Genomic DNA, 15,725 nt, shown 5'->3' on the forward strand with positions numbered 1-15,725 from the left:
CTACCGGGTGGCGCTGTGGTCGTACTCGGAGATGTCCAGGGCGTGCTTGAGGACTTCGCACGCCTCGATGTGGTTGCCGGACTCCTGGAGCAGTTCGGCAGGGCGGCGGCAGACGAGCACGGCCTCCGGCCCGTACATCTTGTGGACGCGCTGGAAGGCGGACTCCAGGATCTCGATGGCTTCCTTGTTCTGTCCGGTCTCGGCGAGCAGTTCGGACAACTCCAGCTGTACGGCGAGGAGTTCGCCGGAGGTGTCGGTGATCTGTTCCTCCAGGGCGAGGCGCAGGACCGGCAGCGCGTCCTTGACGGCGCCCTCGGCACGCAACAGCCGGGCGAGGTTGAGGCCGGTGGCGACCATCGCGGCGCGCACGTCGGCCCGCAGGACGGGTCCGGCCGGGGCGCTCTGCGCAGACCGGGCCCGGTTGCGGGCCAGGGGCAGCCGGCCGACCCCGTTCTCCTGCGCACGTTGCGGCAGGGGCCGGTTCTTGGCGCGCAGCCGCTCGTCCAGGACGCGGTAGAGCGTCTCCAGGTCGATGAGTTCGGGGCCGTCCTGTACGCCGTCCCGCAGGATCCCGAGCAGCTCCCCGGTGAAGGCGGTGTGGCGCTCGCCGTCCGGGGCGAGCGCCACCCGGTCGCGCGGCGATGCCGTGAGGACGTACGCGCCGTCGACGGCCGCCTGTGCCGCCAGCATGTCGTCGCCGCCCAGGGCGCGCGCCGCCCGGCCGCTGAAGCAGCAGTCCAGGATGACGATCTTGCGGCGGGCCCGCGAGGCCCGCAGGGCCGCGCGCAGATGCTGGTAGGCGACGGCGGTGTAGCCCATGCTCTCCCGGGACTCGCCCAGGGCCAGGTACAGATCGGCGGACTCGGTGTCGCGCATGCCGTGCCCGGAGTAGTACACGAGCAGGGTGTCCGACGCCTCGTCGCCCGCCCGGTGGACGGGGTCGAGCATGGCGGGCGCACTCGGCGGGTCCGCGACGACGGTGCAGTGCTGTACCGGCAGCCCCCACACGGTGGCGTCGCACAGCTCGCCCGCCAGGTCCACCAGGTTCGTCTCGACCGCGGCGAGCTGGGGAAGGTGGCGGTAGGAGGCCGTGCCGATCAGGACGGCGCGCGACAGGCTCGGATCAGGCAGCGCCGCCATCGCGCTCCCCGTCCCGGGCCGCGGGGGCCGGCTGCTGGTCCAGGAGTTCCACCACGCGCCGCAGCGTCTCGGCGTCCCGGGCTCCCTCCGGGGTCACCTCGACGCGCAGCTCTCCCCGGCTGAGGACGAGCGCGGGTGCGCGGTTCCTCGCCAGCTGCCATTGGAGTACGGAGACGACCAGCGACGCGGTGGACAGGCAGCTCGCGAGGGCGAGTTGCAGGATGTCGAAGCCCCCGCCCATCCGGCCGGCGACCGGTGCCGCCGAGGCGGTGACCTCGCCGCGCACCGCACCCGTGAGCGTCTCGTCCTCGCGCAGCCAGCGCAGCAGGGAACGCAGGGCGTCCTCGGTGTCCGCGCCCCGGTCCGCAGGTGCCAGCTCCACCAGGACGTCAGTCACGTGCGGCTCCTTTGCGCCGATCGACGTACTTGTTCACCCGGGCCAGGAGCTCCAGGGCCTCGCGCCCCGCGTCCAGCCTGGCCAGACATACAGCTTGCCAGTACTGGCTCGTCAGCGTGGTCGGATGGTCGGGACCGAGCCGGGCGACGCAGACGGGCACGATGGCCGCCAACATCCGTGCGGCCGAGTCCAGTTCCCCCCGCTGGACGAGGTTGACCGCCTCCCGCTGGCGGGACAGGGCGGTCTCCCGGGACATGCTGCCGAGCACCATGCGCCGGGTGTTGTCGCTGAGGGTCGGCGGACCCACGGCACCGGGGAGCAGGGACGGGGCGGGTTCGGCGGCCGACGCGGCGTCCCCGGCCCGCGGGGCCGGCACCGTCGCCTCGTCCCATGCGTACTCGGGTCCCTTCCGCAGCCGTACGCCCCGGGCCATCCGTACGGCCTCGTCGCGCTGGAGCGTGGCAAGGCGGCCGCTCACGACCTCCTGGCCGCCGGCGGACAGCGTCCCGATCGCCTCCACCACCTCGGCCGCGTCGCGCGGCCGCTCCGCGGGGTCCTGCGCGCACAGACCGTCGACCAGCCGGGCCAGTTCGGGGAGCAGACCGGGAGAGCGGCCGGACAGGCGCGGGATGCCGGCACCCAGCGCCCGCTCCACGACGGCCCCGACATCGACCGCGGGGCCGAGCGGGCTCTCCCCCGTGAGCATGAAGTACATGCAGGCCCCGAGCCCGTACAGGTCGGCGGGCACGTCCGCGCGTGCGCCCTTCATGGCTTCCGGCGCCATGAACTGCGGGGAGCCGAGCACCACCCCGGTCGCCGTGATCGCCTGCTCGCCCGCGAGGCGGGCCAGGCCGAAGTCGTGCAGCACGACGCGGCCGTCGCGGGTCAGGCTGACGTTCGATGGCTTGATGTCCCGGTGCATCACCCCGGCCTTGTGCGCGGCGGAGAGCGCCTTGGCCATGCTCAGGCCGATCCAGCACACGGCCGGCACCGGCAACTCGCCCGTGGCCGACACGAGGTGGGCGAGGTTGCGCCCGTCGAGGATCTGCGTCACCAGGTACGCGACCCCCCGGTGCACCCCACTGTCGTACAGCGTGATGACCCCGGGGTGCTCGATCCTCGCCATCGCGCGGGCCTCGCGCCGGAACCTGTCGAGCTCCTCGCCGCCCGGTTCCATGCCCCCGACGCCGGTCAGGAGCTTCACCGCGACCCGGCGCCCCAGTTGCGTGTCCTCGGCCTCGTAGACCTCGCCCATGCCGCCGCGGCCCAGGAGGCCCGTCAATCGGTAGCGTTCGTCGACCAGTTCGCCTCGCGTCATGCCTTCTCCCGTGAACCGAGCCCGGAATCAGGCTAGTTCACGGGCGGCGCGTCGACGTCACCCTGTACACGTCGTACACACCCTCCACTCCCCTGACCGCCTTGAGCACGTGCCCCAGGTGCTTGGGGTCGCCCATCTCGAAGGTGAAGCGGGAGGTCGCGACGCGGTCGCGGGAGGTCTGGACGGCCGCCGACAGGATGTTCACGTGCTGGTCCGAGAGGATGCGCGTGACGTCCGACAGGAGGCGCGAGCGGTCCAGTGCCTCGACCTGGATGGCGACCAGGAACACCGAGGACTGGGTGGGTGCCCACTCGACCTCCAGGATCCGCTCGGGCTCGCGGGAGAGCGAATCGACGTTCACGCAGTCGCTGCGGTGAACCGATACGCCGCTGCCGCGCGTGACGAAGCCGATGATGGGGTCGCCGGGGACGGGCGTGCAGCAGCGGGCGAGCTTGACCCACACGTCGTCGACGCCCTTGACCACGACGCCCGGGTCGGCGTTGGAGCGGCGCTTGCTGCGGCCCCGGGAAGGCGGCGCGCTCTCCGCGATGTCCTCGTTGGCGGCCTCCTCGCCGCCGAGCGCCTGGACGAGCTTCTGCACCACGGACTGGGCGGTGACGTGGCCCTCGCCGATCGCCGCGTACAGCGAGGAGATGTCGGGGTAGCGCATCTCGTGCGCGAGGGTGACCAGGGAGTCGCCCGTGAGGATGCGCTGGATCGGCAGGTTCTGCTTGCGCATGGCGCGCGCGATGGCGTCCTTGCCCTGCTCGATGGCCTCGTCGCGGCGCTCCTTGGAGAACCACGCGCGGATCTTGTTGCGCGCCCGGGGCGACTTGACGAAGCCCAGCCAGTCACGGGAGGGCCCGGCCCCCGCGGCCTTGGAGGTGAAGACCTCCACGAGGTCGCCGTTGTCCAGGGTGGATTCGAGCGGTACGAGACGGCCGTTGACCCGTGCGCCTATGGTGCGGTGACCGACCTCGGTGTGGACCGCGTAGGAGAAGTCGACCGGGGTCGCGCCCGCCGGGAGCGCTATGACGTCGCCCTTCGGCGTGAAGACGAAGACCTCGTTGCGCGACAGGTCGAAGCGCAGCGACTCCAGGAACTCGCTGGGGTCCTCGGTCTCCTTCTGCCAGTCCAGGAGCTGGCGCAGCCACGCCATGTCGTTGAGGTGGTCGTCCTTGCCACCGGTCTTCTTCGGTACGTCGGTACGCACCTTGGAGGCGCCGGCGGACGGCTCCTGCTTGTACTTCCAGTGCGCGGCGATGCCGTACTCGGCGCGGCGGTGCATGTCGAACGTGCGGATCTGGAGCTCGACGGGCTTGCCGCTGGGGCCGATGACCGTCGTGTGCAGCGACTGGTACATGTTGAACTTCGGCATCGCGATGTAGTCCTTGAACCGGCCGGGGACCGGGTTCCATCGCGCGTGGACGGTGCCGAGGGCGGCATAGCAGTCGCGGACCGTGTCGACGAGGACGCGGATGCCCACCAGGTCGTAGATCTCGGCGAAGTCGCGGCCTCGCACGATCATCTTCTGGTAGACGCTGTAGTAGTGCTTGGGGCGGCCCGTGACGGTCGCCTTGATGCGAGCGGCGCGCAGGTCGGCCTGGACCTCGTCGGTCACTATGGCCAGGTACTCGTCGCGCTTGGGCGCGCGCTCGGCCACCAGGCGCACGATCTCGTCGTACATCTTGGGGTAGAGGATCGCGAAGGCGAGGTCCTCCAGCTCCCACTTGATGGTGTTCATGCCCAGGCGGTGCGCCAGCGGAGCGTAGATCTCCAGCGTCTCGCGGGCCTTCTTCTCCTGCTTCTCGCGCTTGAGGTACCGCATGGTGCGCATGTTGTGCAGGCGGTCGGCGAGCTTGATGACCAGGACGCGGGGGTCCTTGGCCATGGCGACGACCATCTTGCGCACGGTCTCGGCCTGCGCGGCCTCGCCGAACTTGACCTTGTCCAGCTTGGTGACGCCGTCGACGAGCAGGGCGACCTGGTCGCCGAAGTCGCGCTTGAGGGTGTCCAGGCCGTACTCGGTGTCCTCGACGGTGTCGTGAAGCAGCCCGGCCATGAGCGTGGCCGGGTCCATGCCCAGCTCGGCGAGGATGGTCGTCACGGCCAGCGGGTGCGTGATGTACGGGTCGCCGCTCTTGCGCTTCTGGCCGCGGTGCCAGCGCTCGGCGACCTGGTAGGCCCGCTCGATCTGGCGGAGCGTGGACGTCTCGATCTTGGGGTCGTTGCTGCGGACGATGCGCAGCAGGGGCTCCAGGACCGGGTTGTACGGGTTGGAGCGCTGGACGCCGAGCCGGGCGAGCCGGGCCCGCACGCGGTTCGAGGAACCGGTGCGCGCGGGCTGGCCCGCGGCGGGCCGGATCGCGGGGGCCGTCGGATGGTGGTCCGCGGGCGGCTTGGGACGGGGCTGCTCGGCCGGTTTGTCGCCCCGAGAGACCTCTCCCTGGGCGCGCTGCGCGGACGTGCCGCCCTGTGTGCCGTCTGTCTTCTTCGCGGGCGCGGCGGGGCCCGCCGAGGCCTCCTTGCCCTTCTGGGCGGCCTTGGCGGCGGTGAGTGGCTGGGACTCGTCTGGCAAGAGCGCTCCCTGTGCGCGATCGGGGTCCCCCGGACAGGCCCCGAAGAGCCCATGGTATCGATCCTGGGCCGTCCGCTCCCATTCGGCCGGTGAGACGGCTCTGTACAGGAGGAACGTGTGGGGCGGGCGCCGGATTCCCCGCGCCCGCCCCACACGTCGCCCGACCGTCCCGATCCGGGCCCGCGGACCCTGCGGGCGCCCGGCCCGGACACCGTCCAGAGCGTGAACCGGCCGAAACGACGACGGGCGCCCCGGTGCGGACCGGGACGCCCGTCGTGCTGTCCTGCGAGCCGCTGTGCCGCGGGCCGCTCAGACGGTGATCAGGGTCTCCAGCGGCGCCCCTCGCAGGGCGGGCTCCAGCTTCTGGCGACCGTCGAGGAACCCGAGCTCCATGAGGACGGCGACACCCGCCACCTCGGCGCCCGTGCGCCGGACGAGGTCCAGCGACGCCGCCGCGGTGCCGCCGGTGGCGAGGACGTCGTCGATGACCATGACGCGGTCGCCCGCGGCCAGGTCATCGGCGTGCACCTCGATCTCGGCGCTGCCGTACTCCAGGTCGTAGCTCTGCTTGAGCGTCGCCCCGGGGAGCTTGCCCGCCTTGCGTACGGGGATGAAGCCGAGCCCTGCACGGAGCGCCACCGGAGCGCCGAGGATGAAGCCGCGGGCCTCCAGACCGACGATCTTCGTGGCGCCGTGCCGCACGCTGAGGCCGGCCAGCGTGTCCGTGAGCGCGCCGAACGCGACCGGGTCCGCCAGGAGCGGGGTGATGTCCTTGAACATCACGCCCGGCACCGGGTAGTCCGGGACGTCACGGATGCGGCTGAGCAGCAGCTCCGTGACGCCGGCGAGCTCGGTCATCGGCGCTTCCCCGACGGGCGGCCCTTGCCGCGGTTGCGCGAGGCGGGCTGCGCACGGGGGCCGACGACCGCGGGAGCCGCGTCCCCGGCCATCTCGTCCTCGGGTCCCTCGTCCGCGGGCTCCGGCGCCTCCGTGGAGTCGCCCTTGGCCGCGGCCGCCGCGCGCTTGGCGAGCACCCGCTTCTTGAGGGCCTTCATCTGCGGCTCGCGCTCCTTGAAGTCGGCGACGAGCGGCGTGGCGATGAAGATCGAGGAGTACGCACCGGCCGCGAGGCCGACGAACAGCGACAGCGAGATGTCGTTGAGCATGCCCGCGCCCAGGACACCGCCACCGATGAACAGCAGGCCCGCCACCGGCAGCAGCGCGACGACCGTGGTGTTGATGGAACGCACCAGGGTGCCGTTGATGCTGCGGTTGGCGAGTTCGCTGTAGGTGTACTTGGTCTGCTTGGTGATGTCCTTCGACTGCTCCTTCAAGCTGTCGAAGACCACCACCGTGTCGTAGAGCGAGTAACCCAGGATGGTGAGCAGACCGATCACCGTGCCCGGGGTGACCTCGAAGCCGACCAGGGCGTACACACCCACGGTGATCGTGATGTCGTGGATGAGCGCGATCAGTGCCGCCAGGGCCATGCGCCACTCGAAGGCGATGGCCAGATAGACCACCACCAGGACCATGAAGATCGCCAGGCCCTGCCAGGCCTTGCTGGCGATCTGCTCGCCCCAGCTGGGGCCGACGAGGTCGGCGTCGATGTCGCCGGCCTTGACGTCGAGGTCCGTCGCCAGCGACTTCTTGATCTGGTCGGACTTGTCGATGTCGACGCCCGCGATCTGGATGCGGAGCTTGTCGCCGCCCAGTTTCTGGACGATCGCGTCGTGACCGGACGCCTTCTCCGCGGCCTCCTCGGCCTGGGAGACGGAGGCGCTGGTCTTGGGGGTGCTGAAGACCGCGCCGCCCTCGAACTCGATGCCCATGTTCAGGCCGCGCACCGCCAGGCCGACGATGGCCGTGATGGTGATCAGGATCGAGACGGCGTACCAGATCTTGCGCTTGCCGACGAAGTCGTAGCCGACCTCACCGCGGTAGAGCCTGGCGCCGAGATCGCCGAGCTTCGACATCTCACGCCTCCTTCGGGTCGACAGGGCCAGCAGCGGGGGGAGTGACACGGCGGGACCGGCGCAGCGGGGGCTTGGCGCCGAGCCGCTTGGGGTCGAGGCCGGACCACTTGTGGCCGCTCGCGAAGAACTTCTTGCGGGCCATCAGCGTCATCAGCGGCTTGGTGAAGAAGAACACCACCACGACGTCGAGCAGTGTGGTCAGGCCGAGGGTGAACGCGAAGCCCTGCACCTTGCCGACCGTGACGACGAAGAGCACGGCGGCGGCGAGGAACGACACGAAGTCGGAGACCAGGATGGTGCGCCGGGCGCGCGGCCAGGCCCGCTCGACGGCGGGACGCAGCGTGCGGCCCTCGCGGACCTCGTCCCGTACGCGTTCGAAGAACACGATGAACGAGTCCGCCGTGATGCCGATCGCGACGATCGCACCGCAGACCGCGGGCAGGTTCAGCGCGAACTTGATGGTCGGGCCGAGCAGCGTCATGATCGTGTACGTCAGCGCGGCGGAGACCAGGAGGCTCGCGATGGCGATGAGCGACAGGCCGCGGTAGTAGGCCACCAGGTAGATGATGACCAGCGCGAGGCCGATGGCGCCCGCGATCAGACCCGCCTGGAGCTGCTCGCCGCCGAGGGCCGGGCTGACCGTGGTGACGCTCTGCTCGTGGAAGGTGAGCGGCAGGGCGCCGTAGGAGAGGACGTTCGCCAGGTCCTTCGCGGACTCCTGGTTGAAGCTGCCGGAGATCTCCGCGTTCGAGTTCAGGGTCGTGTTGACGCTGGGCGCCGAGACGACGTCACCGTCGAGGACGATCGCGAACTGGTTCTGCGGGGGCTGCTGCTTCGAGAGCTTGCTGGTGACCTCGGAGAACTTCTTCGAACCGCCCTTGGTGAACTCCATGTTGACGACCCAGGCGCCGGTCTCCTGCCTGATGGTCGCCTGCGCCTTGTCGACGTCCTTGCCGTTCACCTCGGCCGGGCCGAGGATGAACTTGTCCCAGGTCTTGCCGTCGGGGCTCTTGCCGCAGGCGACCGTGGGATCGGACGGCTTGACGCCCTGTCCGGCCTCGACACGGGCCTTCTTGTCCGTGCAGTCGAGCTTGGTGAACTTCTCCTGCAGCTTGGCCGTGGCGGGGTCCGGGGTCGGCGTGTCGTCCTTCTTGCCGCCCTTGTCCGTGGCCTTGTCCGAAGGGGTGGGGTCGGCCTTCAGGGCTTCGCTGACGGGGCGGCCCTGGGGTGACGGGGAAGAGCTGGGGGAGGTCGCTCCGTCGGTGGCCTTGTCCTTGCCCTTGTCCTTCTCCTTCTCCTTGTCCGTGCCGGACGAGGAGCTGGGGGACGGATCGGGCGTGGGCGCGCCGCTGGTCTGCGTGATCACCGGACGGAAGTAGAGCTGAGCGGTCGTACCGACCTGCTCGCGCGCCTGCTTCTCGTTCGTCCCCTTGGGGATGTTGACGATGATGTTCTTGTCGCCCTGGGTCTGAACCTCGGCCTCGGAGACACCCAGACCGTTGACGCGGTTGTTGATGATGTCAACCGCGGTGTTCATGTTGGTCGGGTTGATCGCGTTCTTCTGGCCGGGCTCGTTCTTGGCCTCGAGCGTGATGCTCGTGCCGCCGGCGAGGTCGATGCCCAGGCGGGGCGTGGTGTGCCCGGAGAGGAACATTCCCCCGGTCATCGCCACGAGGGCGATCAGGATGAAGACCAGCGAGCGTCCCGGCTTGCCCGGGGCGCTCTGCCTTCGGCCCTTCTTCGGTGCTGCCACCTTCTCGTTCTCCCTGTCCAACCGCCCGGCATCCGGTCTGTCCCGGCGCTGCGGGCAGGACCGGGCGGGCGGCCATGAAGTGGTGTCGAGATTCGGCGCGAAATGCACGTGGTCCGGGGCCCGTGGTGCGCGAGCGGCGCACCCCACGGGCCCCGGTCGTGACTACTTCGCGTCGGACTCGCCGTCGGTCTTCTTCGGCTCCGCGTCGTCGGCCCCGGCGGCCGCGTCCTTCTTGCCGAGGTCGATGGGCGAGTCGGCGGAGGCGTCGGCGGGCTCGTCGGTCTTCTCGGTCAGGGAGGAGGCGTCGTCCGGGACGACGGGGGCATCCTCGTTCAGGTCGTCCTCGGTGCCGTGCACGATGCGGTTGTACTCGTCGTCGTCCAGGACGGCGCCGATCGAGTTCTTCGCGTACACCGCGTGGACACCGGGGGCCACCTCAAGGAGGACGGCTTCGTCGTGGACCTCCTTGACGGTGGCGTACATGCCCCCGATCGTGCGGATGCCGGTGCCGGGCTGCATCTCGTTGCGCATCGTGGCGGCGGCCTGCTGCTTCTTCTTGGCCGAGCGGGTCATCAGGAACATGGCCCCGATGAGCACGATGAACGGGAGGAGGGTCACGATATTCACGGGACGGAGTTTCCTTCGCACGACCGCGCAGGTAAGCGGCCATTGGGATGGGGGTGGGCACGCCACCTATAAGGGCGGCATCGGCGGAGTCTAAGCGAGTCCGCACCTAACGAACAACGCTCAGCATGGCACCGCAGTTCCTGAGGGGTCGACTCCCCGCGCCGTTCTCCCCGGCGCGCGGCGGTGCCGCGCCGACATCACGCCCCGAACAGGTCCTGTTGTCCCTTTCCGCCCGAGTGACTCGGCGGTACCAGGCCGAGGTGGGCCCAGGCCGCGGGTGTCCCGACGCGGCCGCGCGGGGTGCGGGCGAGCAGTCCCTCCCGTACGAGGAAGGGCTCCGCCACCTCCTCGACCGTCTCGCGCTCCTCCCCCACGGCGACGGCGAGCGTCGACAGGCCCACGGGCCCGCCGCCGAACAGCTTGAGCAGGGCCTCCAGGACGGCCCGGTCGAGGCGGTCGAGGCCGCGCTCGTCCACTTCGTAGACCGCGAGGGCCGCGCCCGCGATGTCCCTGTTGATGGCGCCGTCGGCCTTGACCTGGGCGTAGTCCCTGACGCGGCGCAGCAGGCGGTTGGCGATACGGGGCGTGCCGCGCGAGCGGCCCGCGATCTCCGCGGCGCCGTGCGGGTCGATCTCTACGTCCAGGAGCTGGGCGGAGCGGTGGACGACCCGCTCCAGCTCGGTGGGCTCGTAGAACTCCATGTGCGCGGTGAAGCCGAAGCGGTCGCGCAGCGGCGGGGGCAGCAGGCCCGCGCGCGTGGTGGCGCCGACGAGGGTGAAGGGCGGCAGTTCGAGCGGGATGGCCGTGGCTCCGGGGCCCTTGCCGACGATGACGTCGACGCGGAAGTCCTCCATGGCCATGTAGAGCATCTCCTCGGCGGGCCGCGACATCCGGTGGATCTCGTCGAGGAAGAGGACCTCGCCCTCCTGGAGGGAGGAGAGGATCGCCGCGAGGTCGCCCGCGTGCTGGATGGCGGGGCCGCTGGTGATGCGGATCGGGGCGCCCATCTCGGCGGCGATGATCATCGAAAGGGTGGTCTTGCCGAGGCCGGGGGCGCCCGAGAGCAGGACGTGGTCGGCGGTGGCGCCCCGCGCGCGGGCGGCGCGCAGGACCAGGTCGAGCTGTTCGCGGACCTTCTCCTGGCCGATGAACTCGCCCAGGTCCTTGGGGCGCAGGGCGGCCTCGACCGCCTGGTCCTCGCCGTCGGCGGACGCTCCGACGAGCCGCTCGGCCGCGGCGGCAGCGTCGTCGGTCGTGTCGTCCCAGTTCATGCGGTGTGCCTCGCGATGCGGTTCTAGGGGTGGCCGGCGGGTGCGTGCGGGAGGGGCTAGCGGGTGCGGTTCAGGGTCTGGAGCGCGGCCTTGAGGAGCTGGCCGACCTGCGGGGTGCCCTCGGCGGCCTCGGCCTGCGGGGTGACGGCGACGACGGCCTCGTCAGCCTCGCGCGTGGCGTACCCGAGGCCGATGAGGGCGGCGTGCAGCTGGTCGCGCCAGCCTGCGGTGACGGCCTTGCCGATCGCGGGGCCGCCGGTGCCCAGGGGCTCGCCGAGGCGGTCCTTGTACTCGAGGAGGAGCTTCTGGGCGCCCTTCTTGCCGATGCCCGGCACGGCGGTGAGCGCCTTCTCGTCACCGGTGGAGACCGCGCGGCGCAGGGCGTCCGGGCTGTGCACGGCGAGCATGGCCTGGGCCAGGCGCGGGCCGACACCGCTAGCGGTCTGCAGGAGCTCGAAGGTCTGGCGCTCGTCGTCGTCCGCGAAGCCGTAGAGGGTCAGGGAGTCCTCCCGTACGACGAGGGAGGTGGCCAGCTTGGCCTGCTGGCCGAGGCGGAGCGTGGAGAGGGTGTTCGGCGTGCACTGGACGGCCATGCCGACACCGCCGACCTCGACCACCGCGGTGTCGGGGGCGAGGGCGGCGACGGGGCCGCTGACGAAGGCGATCATCAGGTACGGCCTTTCTGTGCGGTGGGGGCTTTGGCGGTGGGGGTCTTGGTGGTGGGCGTCTTCGTCGCGGGTGTCCTGGCCGACGGGGACTGCGCGGCGTGCCGGGCCACGGCCTGCTGGAGGCGGTTCTGGGCGACGGCCTGCTGCAGGCGGTTCTGGGCGGGGGCGCGCCAGATGTGACAGATGGCCAGCGCCAGGGCGTCCGCGGCGTCGGCGGGCTTGGGCGGCGCGTCGAGCCGCAGGAGGCGGGTGACCATCGCGCCGACCTGCGCCTTGTCGGCGCGGCCGCTGCCGGTGACGGCGGCCTTGACCTCGCTGGGCGTGTGCAGGGCGACGGGGATGCCGCGGCGGGACGCGCAGAGCATGGCGACGGCACTCGCCTGGGCGGTGCCCATCACCGTACGGACGTTGTGCTGGCTGAACACGCGCTCCACGGCGAGGACTTCGGGGCCGTACTCGTCCAGCCACTGCTCGATGCCCTGCTCGATCGCGACGAGACGGTGGCCCAACTCGGCGTCGGGCGGGGTGCGTACGACTCCGACGCCCCGCATGGTCAGCGGGCGCCCCGCGACTCCGTCGACGACGCCGACACCGCACCGGGTGAGTCCCGGGTCGACCCCCATCACACGCACGTAGCCCCTCCCATCGCCTGTCCGTGCAGGTTATCGGGTCCCTCTGACAACGCGACGGGCCGACGGGGGTGTGTCCCGTCGGCCCGTTCGTGCGCCAAGGGGCGCGGGGTCCGCGTCGTGGGGCGGCTGCGCCGCGGGGCGCGGGCGAGCACGGACGGCGCGGGGCCGTCGGATCGCGGAAGCCCGGCGGACGCCTACGCGTCGACCTGCGCCATGACCTCGTCGGAGACGTCGAAGTTGGCGAAGACGTTCTGCACGTCGTCGCTGTCCTCCAGGGCGTCGATCAGCTTGAAGATCTTGCGGGCGCCCTCCTCGTCCAGCTCGACCTGCATGGTCGGGACGAAGTTGGCGTCGGCCGAGTCGTACTCGATGCCGGCCTCCTGGAGCGCGGTGCGGACCGCGACCATGTCGGTGGCCTCGGAGAGGACCTCGAAGGACTCGCCGAGGTCGTTGACCTCTTCGGCACCGGCGTCGAGGACCGCGCCCAGGACGTCGTCCTCGGACAGCTCGCCCTTGGGGACGATCACCACGCCCTTGCGGTTGAACAGGTACGAGACCGAGCCCGGGTCGGCCATCGAGCCGCCGTTGCGCGTCATGGCGACGCGCACGTCCGAGGCGGCGCGGTTGCGGTTGTCGGTGAGGCACTCGATGAGCACCGCGACACCGTTCGGGCCGTAACCCTCGTACATGATCGTCTCGTAGTCGGCGCCACCGGCTTCGAGACCGGCACCGCGCTTGACCGCGGAGTCGATGTTCTTGTTCGGAACCGAGCTCTTCTTGGCCTTCTGGATGGCGTCGAAGAGGGTCGGGTTACCCGAGATGTCGGCGCCGCCCGTGCGGGCCGCGACCTCGATGTTCTTGATCATCTTCGCGAAGAGCTTGCCGCGCTTGGCGTCGATCACGGCCTTCTTGTGCTTCGTCGTAGCCCATTTAGAGTGGCCGGACATCTGCCTGTCTCCTTCGCGTTACCCAACCTGTACGAACTCCCCCCGGGTCTCGACGGCCTGGGGGGTACCCCGGGAGATCCTACAAGGATCCCGCGCGCGGGTTACCCCGCGCCATCTCCACGAACAGAGCGTGGACCCGGTGGTCGCCGGTCAGCTCCGGATGGAACGACGTGGCGAGCGCGTTGCCCTGGCGCACGGCGACGATGTGGCCCTCGTGCTCGGCGAGTACCTCGACCTCGGCGCCGACCGACTCGACCCACGGCGCCCGAATGAAGACACCCTCCACAGGGGCCCCTTCGACACCCTTGACGTCGACGGCCGCCTCGAACGACTCGTTCTGCCGGCCGAAGGCGTTGCGCCGCACGATCATGTCGATGCCGCCCAGCGTCTCCTGGCCCGAACGCGGGTCGAGGATCTTGTCGGCGAGCATGATCAGGCCCGCGCAGGTGCCGTAGACGGGCATACCGTCCCGCACGCGCGCGCGAAGGGGCTCCAGGAGGCCGAACAGGGCGGCCAGCTTGGAGATGGTGGTGGACTCGCCGCCGGGGATGACCAGGCCGTCGACCTCGGCGAGCTCCTCGGGCCGCCGGACCGGCCTGGCCACGGCATCCGCCGCGGCCAGGGCGATCAGATGCTCCCGTACGTCTCCCTGAAGGGCGAGGACGCCCACTACGGGAGTGGTCATCACCAGCCCCGGTTCGCGTAGCGCTCGGTCTCCGGCAGGGTGTCGCAGTTGATGCCGACCATGGCCTCGCCCAGGTTGCGGGAGGCGTCGGCGATGATCTTCGGGTCGTCGAAGAAGGTGGTGGCCTTGACGATGGCGGCGGCGCGGGCGGCCGGGTCGCCGGACTTGAAGATGCCGGAGCCGACGAAGACGCCCTCGGCGCCGAGCTGGCGCATCAGGGCGGCGTCGGCCGGGGTGGCGACGCCGCCGGCGGAGAAGAGGACCACCGGGAGCTTGCCGAGCTCGGCGGTCTCCTTGACCAGCTCGTAGGGGGCGCGCAGGTCCTTGGCGGCGGCGTACAGCTCGTTGTTGTCGAAGCCGCGGAGCCTGGCGATCTCGTTCTTGATCTGGCGCAGGTGACGGACGGCCTCGACGACGTTGCCCGTGCCGGCCTCGCCCTTGGAGCGGATCATGGCCGCGCCCTCGGCGATGCGGCGCAGCGCCTCGCCCAGGTTGGTGGCGCCGCAGACGAAGGGGGTCGTGAACGCGAACTTGTCGCTGTGGTTGACCTCGTCGGCCGGGGTGAGGACCTCGGACTCGTCGATGTAGTCGACGCCGAGGGACTGCAGGACCTGGGCCTCGACGAAGTGGCCGATGCGGGACTTGGCCATGACCGGGATCGAGACGGCCTCGATGATCTCTTCGATCATGTTCGGGTCGGACATCCGCGCGACGCCGCCGTCCTTGCGGATGTCGGCGGGCACCCGCTCCAGCGCCATGACGGCCACGGCGCCGGCGTCCTCGGCTATCTTCGCCTGCTCGGCGTTGACGACGTCCATGATCACGCCGCCCTTGAGCTGCTCGGCCATGCCGCGCTTCACGCGCGCGGTGCCGGTCTCGGGGGACGGGTTGCTGCTGGAGAGGGAGCTGGACACGGAGTTGACCTCACTCGCTGAAGAGGATTTCTACAGCTCCGAGGAAACTCCCGGCCACCAGGCCACAGCAAGGGCCAATGCCTGACCGGTGGCTCATTTTTCCATTGCGTGCCTGGTCAGCGCGGTACAGCGCGCTGGGTCACACCGCTACGAAACGGCCCGGTCGGCCAGCGCCGTCGGCGGCTCGTCGTCCATCTCGAAGGCCATCGGGAACGGCGCGTGCCCGGCGAGGCGGAACCAGCGGACCGTGCGGTGCCTGCGCAGCGCCCGTGCGGCGCGCACCGCGTCGTTGTGGAAGCGCCGGGCCATCGGCACCCGGCGGACGGCCGCGGCCAGCTCGGTGGCCGCCTCGTCCCCGCCCGGGGCCTCCCGCACCGCCTCGACCTGCTGGACCTCCCCGAAGATCGCCCGCAGCGCCTGGCTGAGCTCGCTCTCGGCGACCTCGCGCTGCTCCTCCTCCGCCTGCCGGGCCGCGTGCGCGGCCTCGTAGAGCACGATCGAGGCGGCCGGGTCGAGCACTCCGGAGGTGGCCAGTTCCTGGGCGACCGAGGCGCGGCGCAGCAGTTGGGCGTCGAGGGCGGCGCGCGCCGCGTCGATGCGCGCGTGCAGCCGGTCGAGCCGGCCCGCGGTCCAGCTCAGGTAGAGGCCGATCGCGAAGAGCGCTGCCGCGATCCAGATCAGAGTCGAGGTCACGGGCCGAAAGGCTACCTTCGGGCGGGGGCGCCTCGAACCGTGGCCTCGGCCGGACCACCCGTTCGTCTTCGGGGGCTTCGCCCCCATACCCCCTGTCGCGCTGCGCGCTCGTCCTCACACGCCGGA

The 15,725-nt window shown here is 70.8% G+C and carries 15 protein-coding genes; all 15 read right to left on the reverse strand.

Annotated elements, in window-relative coordinates; genetic code table 11:
* Nucleotides 1-1,140 carry a caspase family protein gene (locus tag ACZ592_RS21230; RefSeq protein WP_471583143.1) on the reverse strand — a complete coding sequence of 380 codons (1,140 nt, stop codon included), beginning with the start codon at nucleotides 1,138-1,140 and terminating at the stop codon, nucleotides 1-3.
* Nucleotides 1,124-1,537, reverse strand: a complete 414-nt coding sequence (locus ACZ592_RS21235; protein ID WP_471583144.1) for an effector-associated constant component EACC1 — start codon at nucleotides 1,535-1,537, stop codon at nucleotides 1,124-1,126. Before ACZ592_RS21235 ends, ACZ592_RS21230 begins: the two co-directional genes overlap by 17 nt.
* Nucleotides 1,530-2,855 (reverse strand): serine/threonine-protein kinase, encoded by a 1,326-nt coding sequence (locus ACZ592_RS21240; protein ID WP_471583145.1) that lies wholly within the window; start codon nucleotides 2,853-2,855, stop codon nucleotides 1,530-1,532. The genes ACZ592_RS21235 and ACZ592_RS21240 overlap by 8 nt, the downstream gene beginning before the upstream one ends.
* Nucleotides 2,856-2,892: 37 nt before the next feature.
* On the reverse strand, nucleotides 2,893-5,433 hold the full coding sequence (locus ACZ592_RS21245) for a RelA/SpoT family protein (RefSeq protein WP_471583146.1): 2,541 nt from the start codon (nucleotides 5,431-5,433) through the stop codon (nucleotides 2,893-2,895).
* 309 nt (nucleotides 5,434-5,742) lie between these two features.
* A complete protein-coding gene (locus ACZ592_RS21250) occupies nucleotides 5,743-6,291 on the reverse strand; it encodes an adenine phosphoribosyltransferase (RefSeq protein WP_471583147.1) in 549 nt (182 codons plus the stop codon).
* Nucleotides 6,288-7,409: a protein translocase subunit SecF gene (gene secF, locus ACZ592_RS21255; RefSeq protein ID WP_471583148.1), complete on the reverse strand. Its 1,122-nt coding sequence runs from the start codon at nucleotides 7,407-7,409 to the stop codon at nucleotides 6,288-6,290. Before secF ends, ACZ592_RS21250 begins: the two co-directional genes overlap by 4 nt.
* Nucleotide 7,410: 1 nt before the next feature.
* Complete coding sequence (secD, locus tag ACZ592_RS21260; protein WP_471583149.1) at nucleotides 7,411-9,162, reverse strand: protein translocase subunit SecD; 1,752 nt, start codon at nucleotides 9,160-9,162, stop codon at nucleotides 7,411-7,413.
* A 162-nt stretch (nucleotides 9,163-9,324) separates the two neighbouring features.
* Complete coding sequence (gene yajC / locus ACZ592_RS21265) at nucleotides 9,325-9,789, reverse strand: preprotein translocase subunit YajC (protein ID WP_471583150.1); 465 nt, start codon at nucleotides 9,787-9,789, stop codon at nucleotides 9,325-9,327.
* A 197-nt stretch (nucleotides 9,790-9,986) separates the two neighbouring features.
* On the reverse strand, nucleotides 9,987-11,060 hold the full coding sequence (ruvB, locus tag ACZ592_RS21270) for a Holliday junction branch migration DNA helicase RuvB (protein WP_471583151.1): 1,074 nt from the start codon (nucleotides 11,058-11,060) through the stop codon (nucleotides 9,987-9,989).
* 56 nt (nucleotides 11,061-11,116) lie between these two features.
* Nucleotides 11,117-11,728: a Holliday junction branch migration protein RuvA gene (ruvA, locus tag ACZ592_RS21275; RefSeq protein WP_471583152.1), complete on the reverse strand. Its 612-nt coding sequence runs from the start codon at nucleotides 11,726-11,728 to the stop codon at nucleotides 11,117-11,119.
* Nucleotides 11,728-12,360, reverse strand: coding sequence for a crossover junction endodeoxyribonuclease RuvC (ruvC, locus tag ACZ592_RS21280; protein ID WP_471583153.1), 633 nt, complete (start codon nucleotides 12,358-12,360; stop codon nucleotides 11,728-11,730). The genes ruvA and ruvC overlap by 1 nt, the downstream gene beginning before the upstream one ends.
* A 194-nt stretch (nucleotides 12,361-12,554) precedes the next feature.
* Complete coding sequence (locus ACZ592_RS21285) at nucleotides 12,555-13,307, reverse strand: YebC/PmpR family DNA-binding transcriptional regulator (RefSeq protein ID WP_471583154.1); 753 nt, start codon at nucleotides 13,305-13,307, stop codon at nucleotides 12,555-12,557.
* Nucleotides 13,308-13,386: 79 nt separating this feature from the next.
* A complete protein-coding gene (gene pdxT / locus ACZ592_RS21290) occupies nucleotides 13,387-13,992 on the reverse strand; it encodes a pyridoxal 5'-phosphate synthase glutaminase subunit PdxT (protein ID WP_471583155.1) in 606 nt (201 codons plus the stop codon).
* Entirely contained in the window at nucleotides 13,992-14,840 is an 849-nt protein-coding gene (pdxS, locus tag ACZ592_RS21295) for a pyridoxal 5'-phosphate synthase lyase subunit PdxS (RefSeq protein ID WP_471583496.1), read from the reverse strand. Before pdxS ends, pdxT begins: the two co-directional genes overlap by 1 nt.
* A gap of 213 nt (nucleotides 14,841-15,053) precedes the next feature.
* Nucleotides 15,054-15,599 (reverse strand): LemA family protein, encoded by a 546-nt coding sequence (locus ACZ592_RS21300; protein WP_471583156.1) that lies wholly within the window; start codon nucleotides 15,597-15,599, stop codon nucleotides 15,054-15,056.
* Nucleotides 15,600-15,725 lie beyond the last annotated feature (126 nt).

It is taken from the genome of Streptomyces sp. NPDC040622 (assembly GCF_055593965.1).

Excerpts from the sequence above, each read along its gene's own strand:
- ruvB (WP_471583151.1), bottom strand. The coding sequence starts at position 11,060 with ATGAACTGGGACGACACGACCGACGACGCTGCCGCCGCGGCCGAGCGG.
- ACZ592_RS21230 (WP_471583143.1), bottom strand. The coding sequence starts at position 1,140 with ATGGCGGCGCTGCCTGATCCGAGCCTGTCGCGCGCCGTCCTGATCGGC.
- pdxS (WP_471583496.1), bottom strand. The coding sequence starts at position 14,840 with ATGGCCGAGCAGCTCAAGGGCGGCGTGATCATGGACGTCGTCAACGCC.
- ACZ592_RS21240 (WP_471583145.1), bottom strand. The coding sequence starts at position 2,855 with ATGACGCGAGGCGAACTGGTCGACGAACGCTACCGATTGACGGGCCTC.
- pdxT (WP_471583155.1), bottom strand. The coding sequence starts at position 13,992 with ATGACCACTCCCGTAGTGGGCGTCCTCGCCCTTCAGGGAGACGTACGG.
- ruvA (WP_471583152.1), bottom strand. The coding sequence starts at position 11,728 with ATGATCGCCTTCGTCAGCGGCCCCGTCGCCGCCCTCGCCCCCGACACC.
- secF (WP_471583148.1), bottom strand. The coding sequence starts at position 7,409 with ATGTCGAAGCTCGGCGATCTCGGCGCCAGGCTCTACCGCGGTGAGGTC.
- ACZ592_RS21250 (WP_471583147.1), bottom strand. The coding sequence starts at position 6,291 with ATGACCGAGCTCGCCGGCGTCACGGAGCTGCTGCTCAGCCGCATCCGT.
- ACZ592_RS21285 (WP_471583154.1), bottom strand. The coding sequence starts at position 13,307 with ATGTCCGGCCACTCTAAATGGGCTACGACGAAGCACAAGAAGGCCGTG.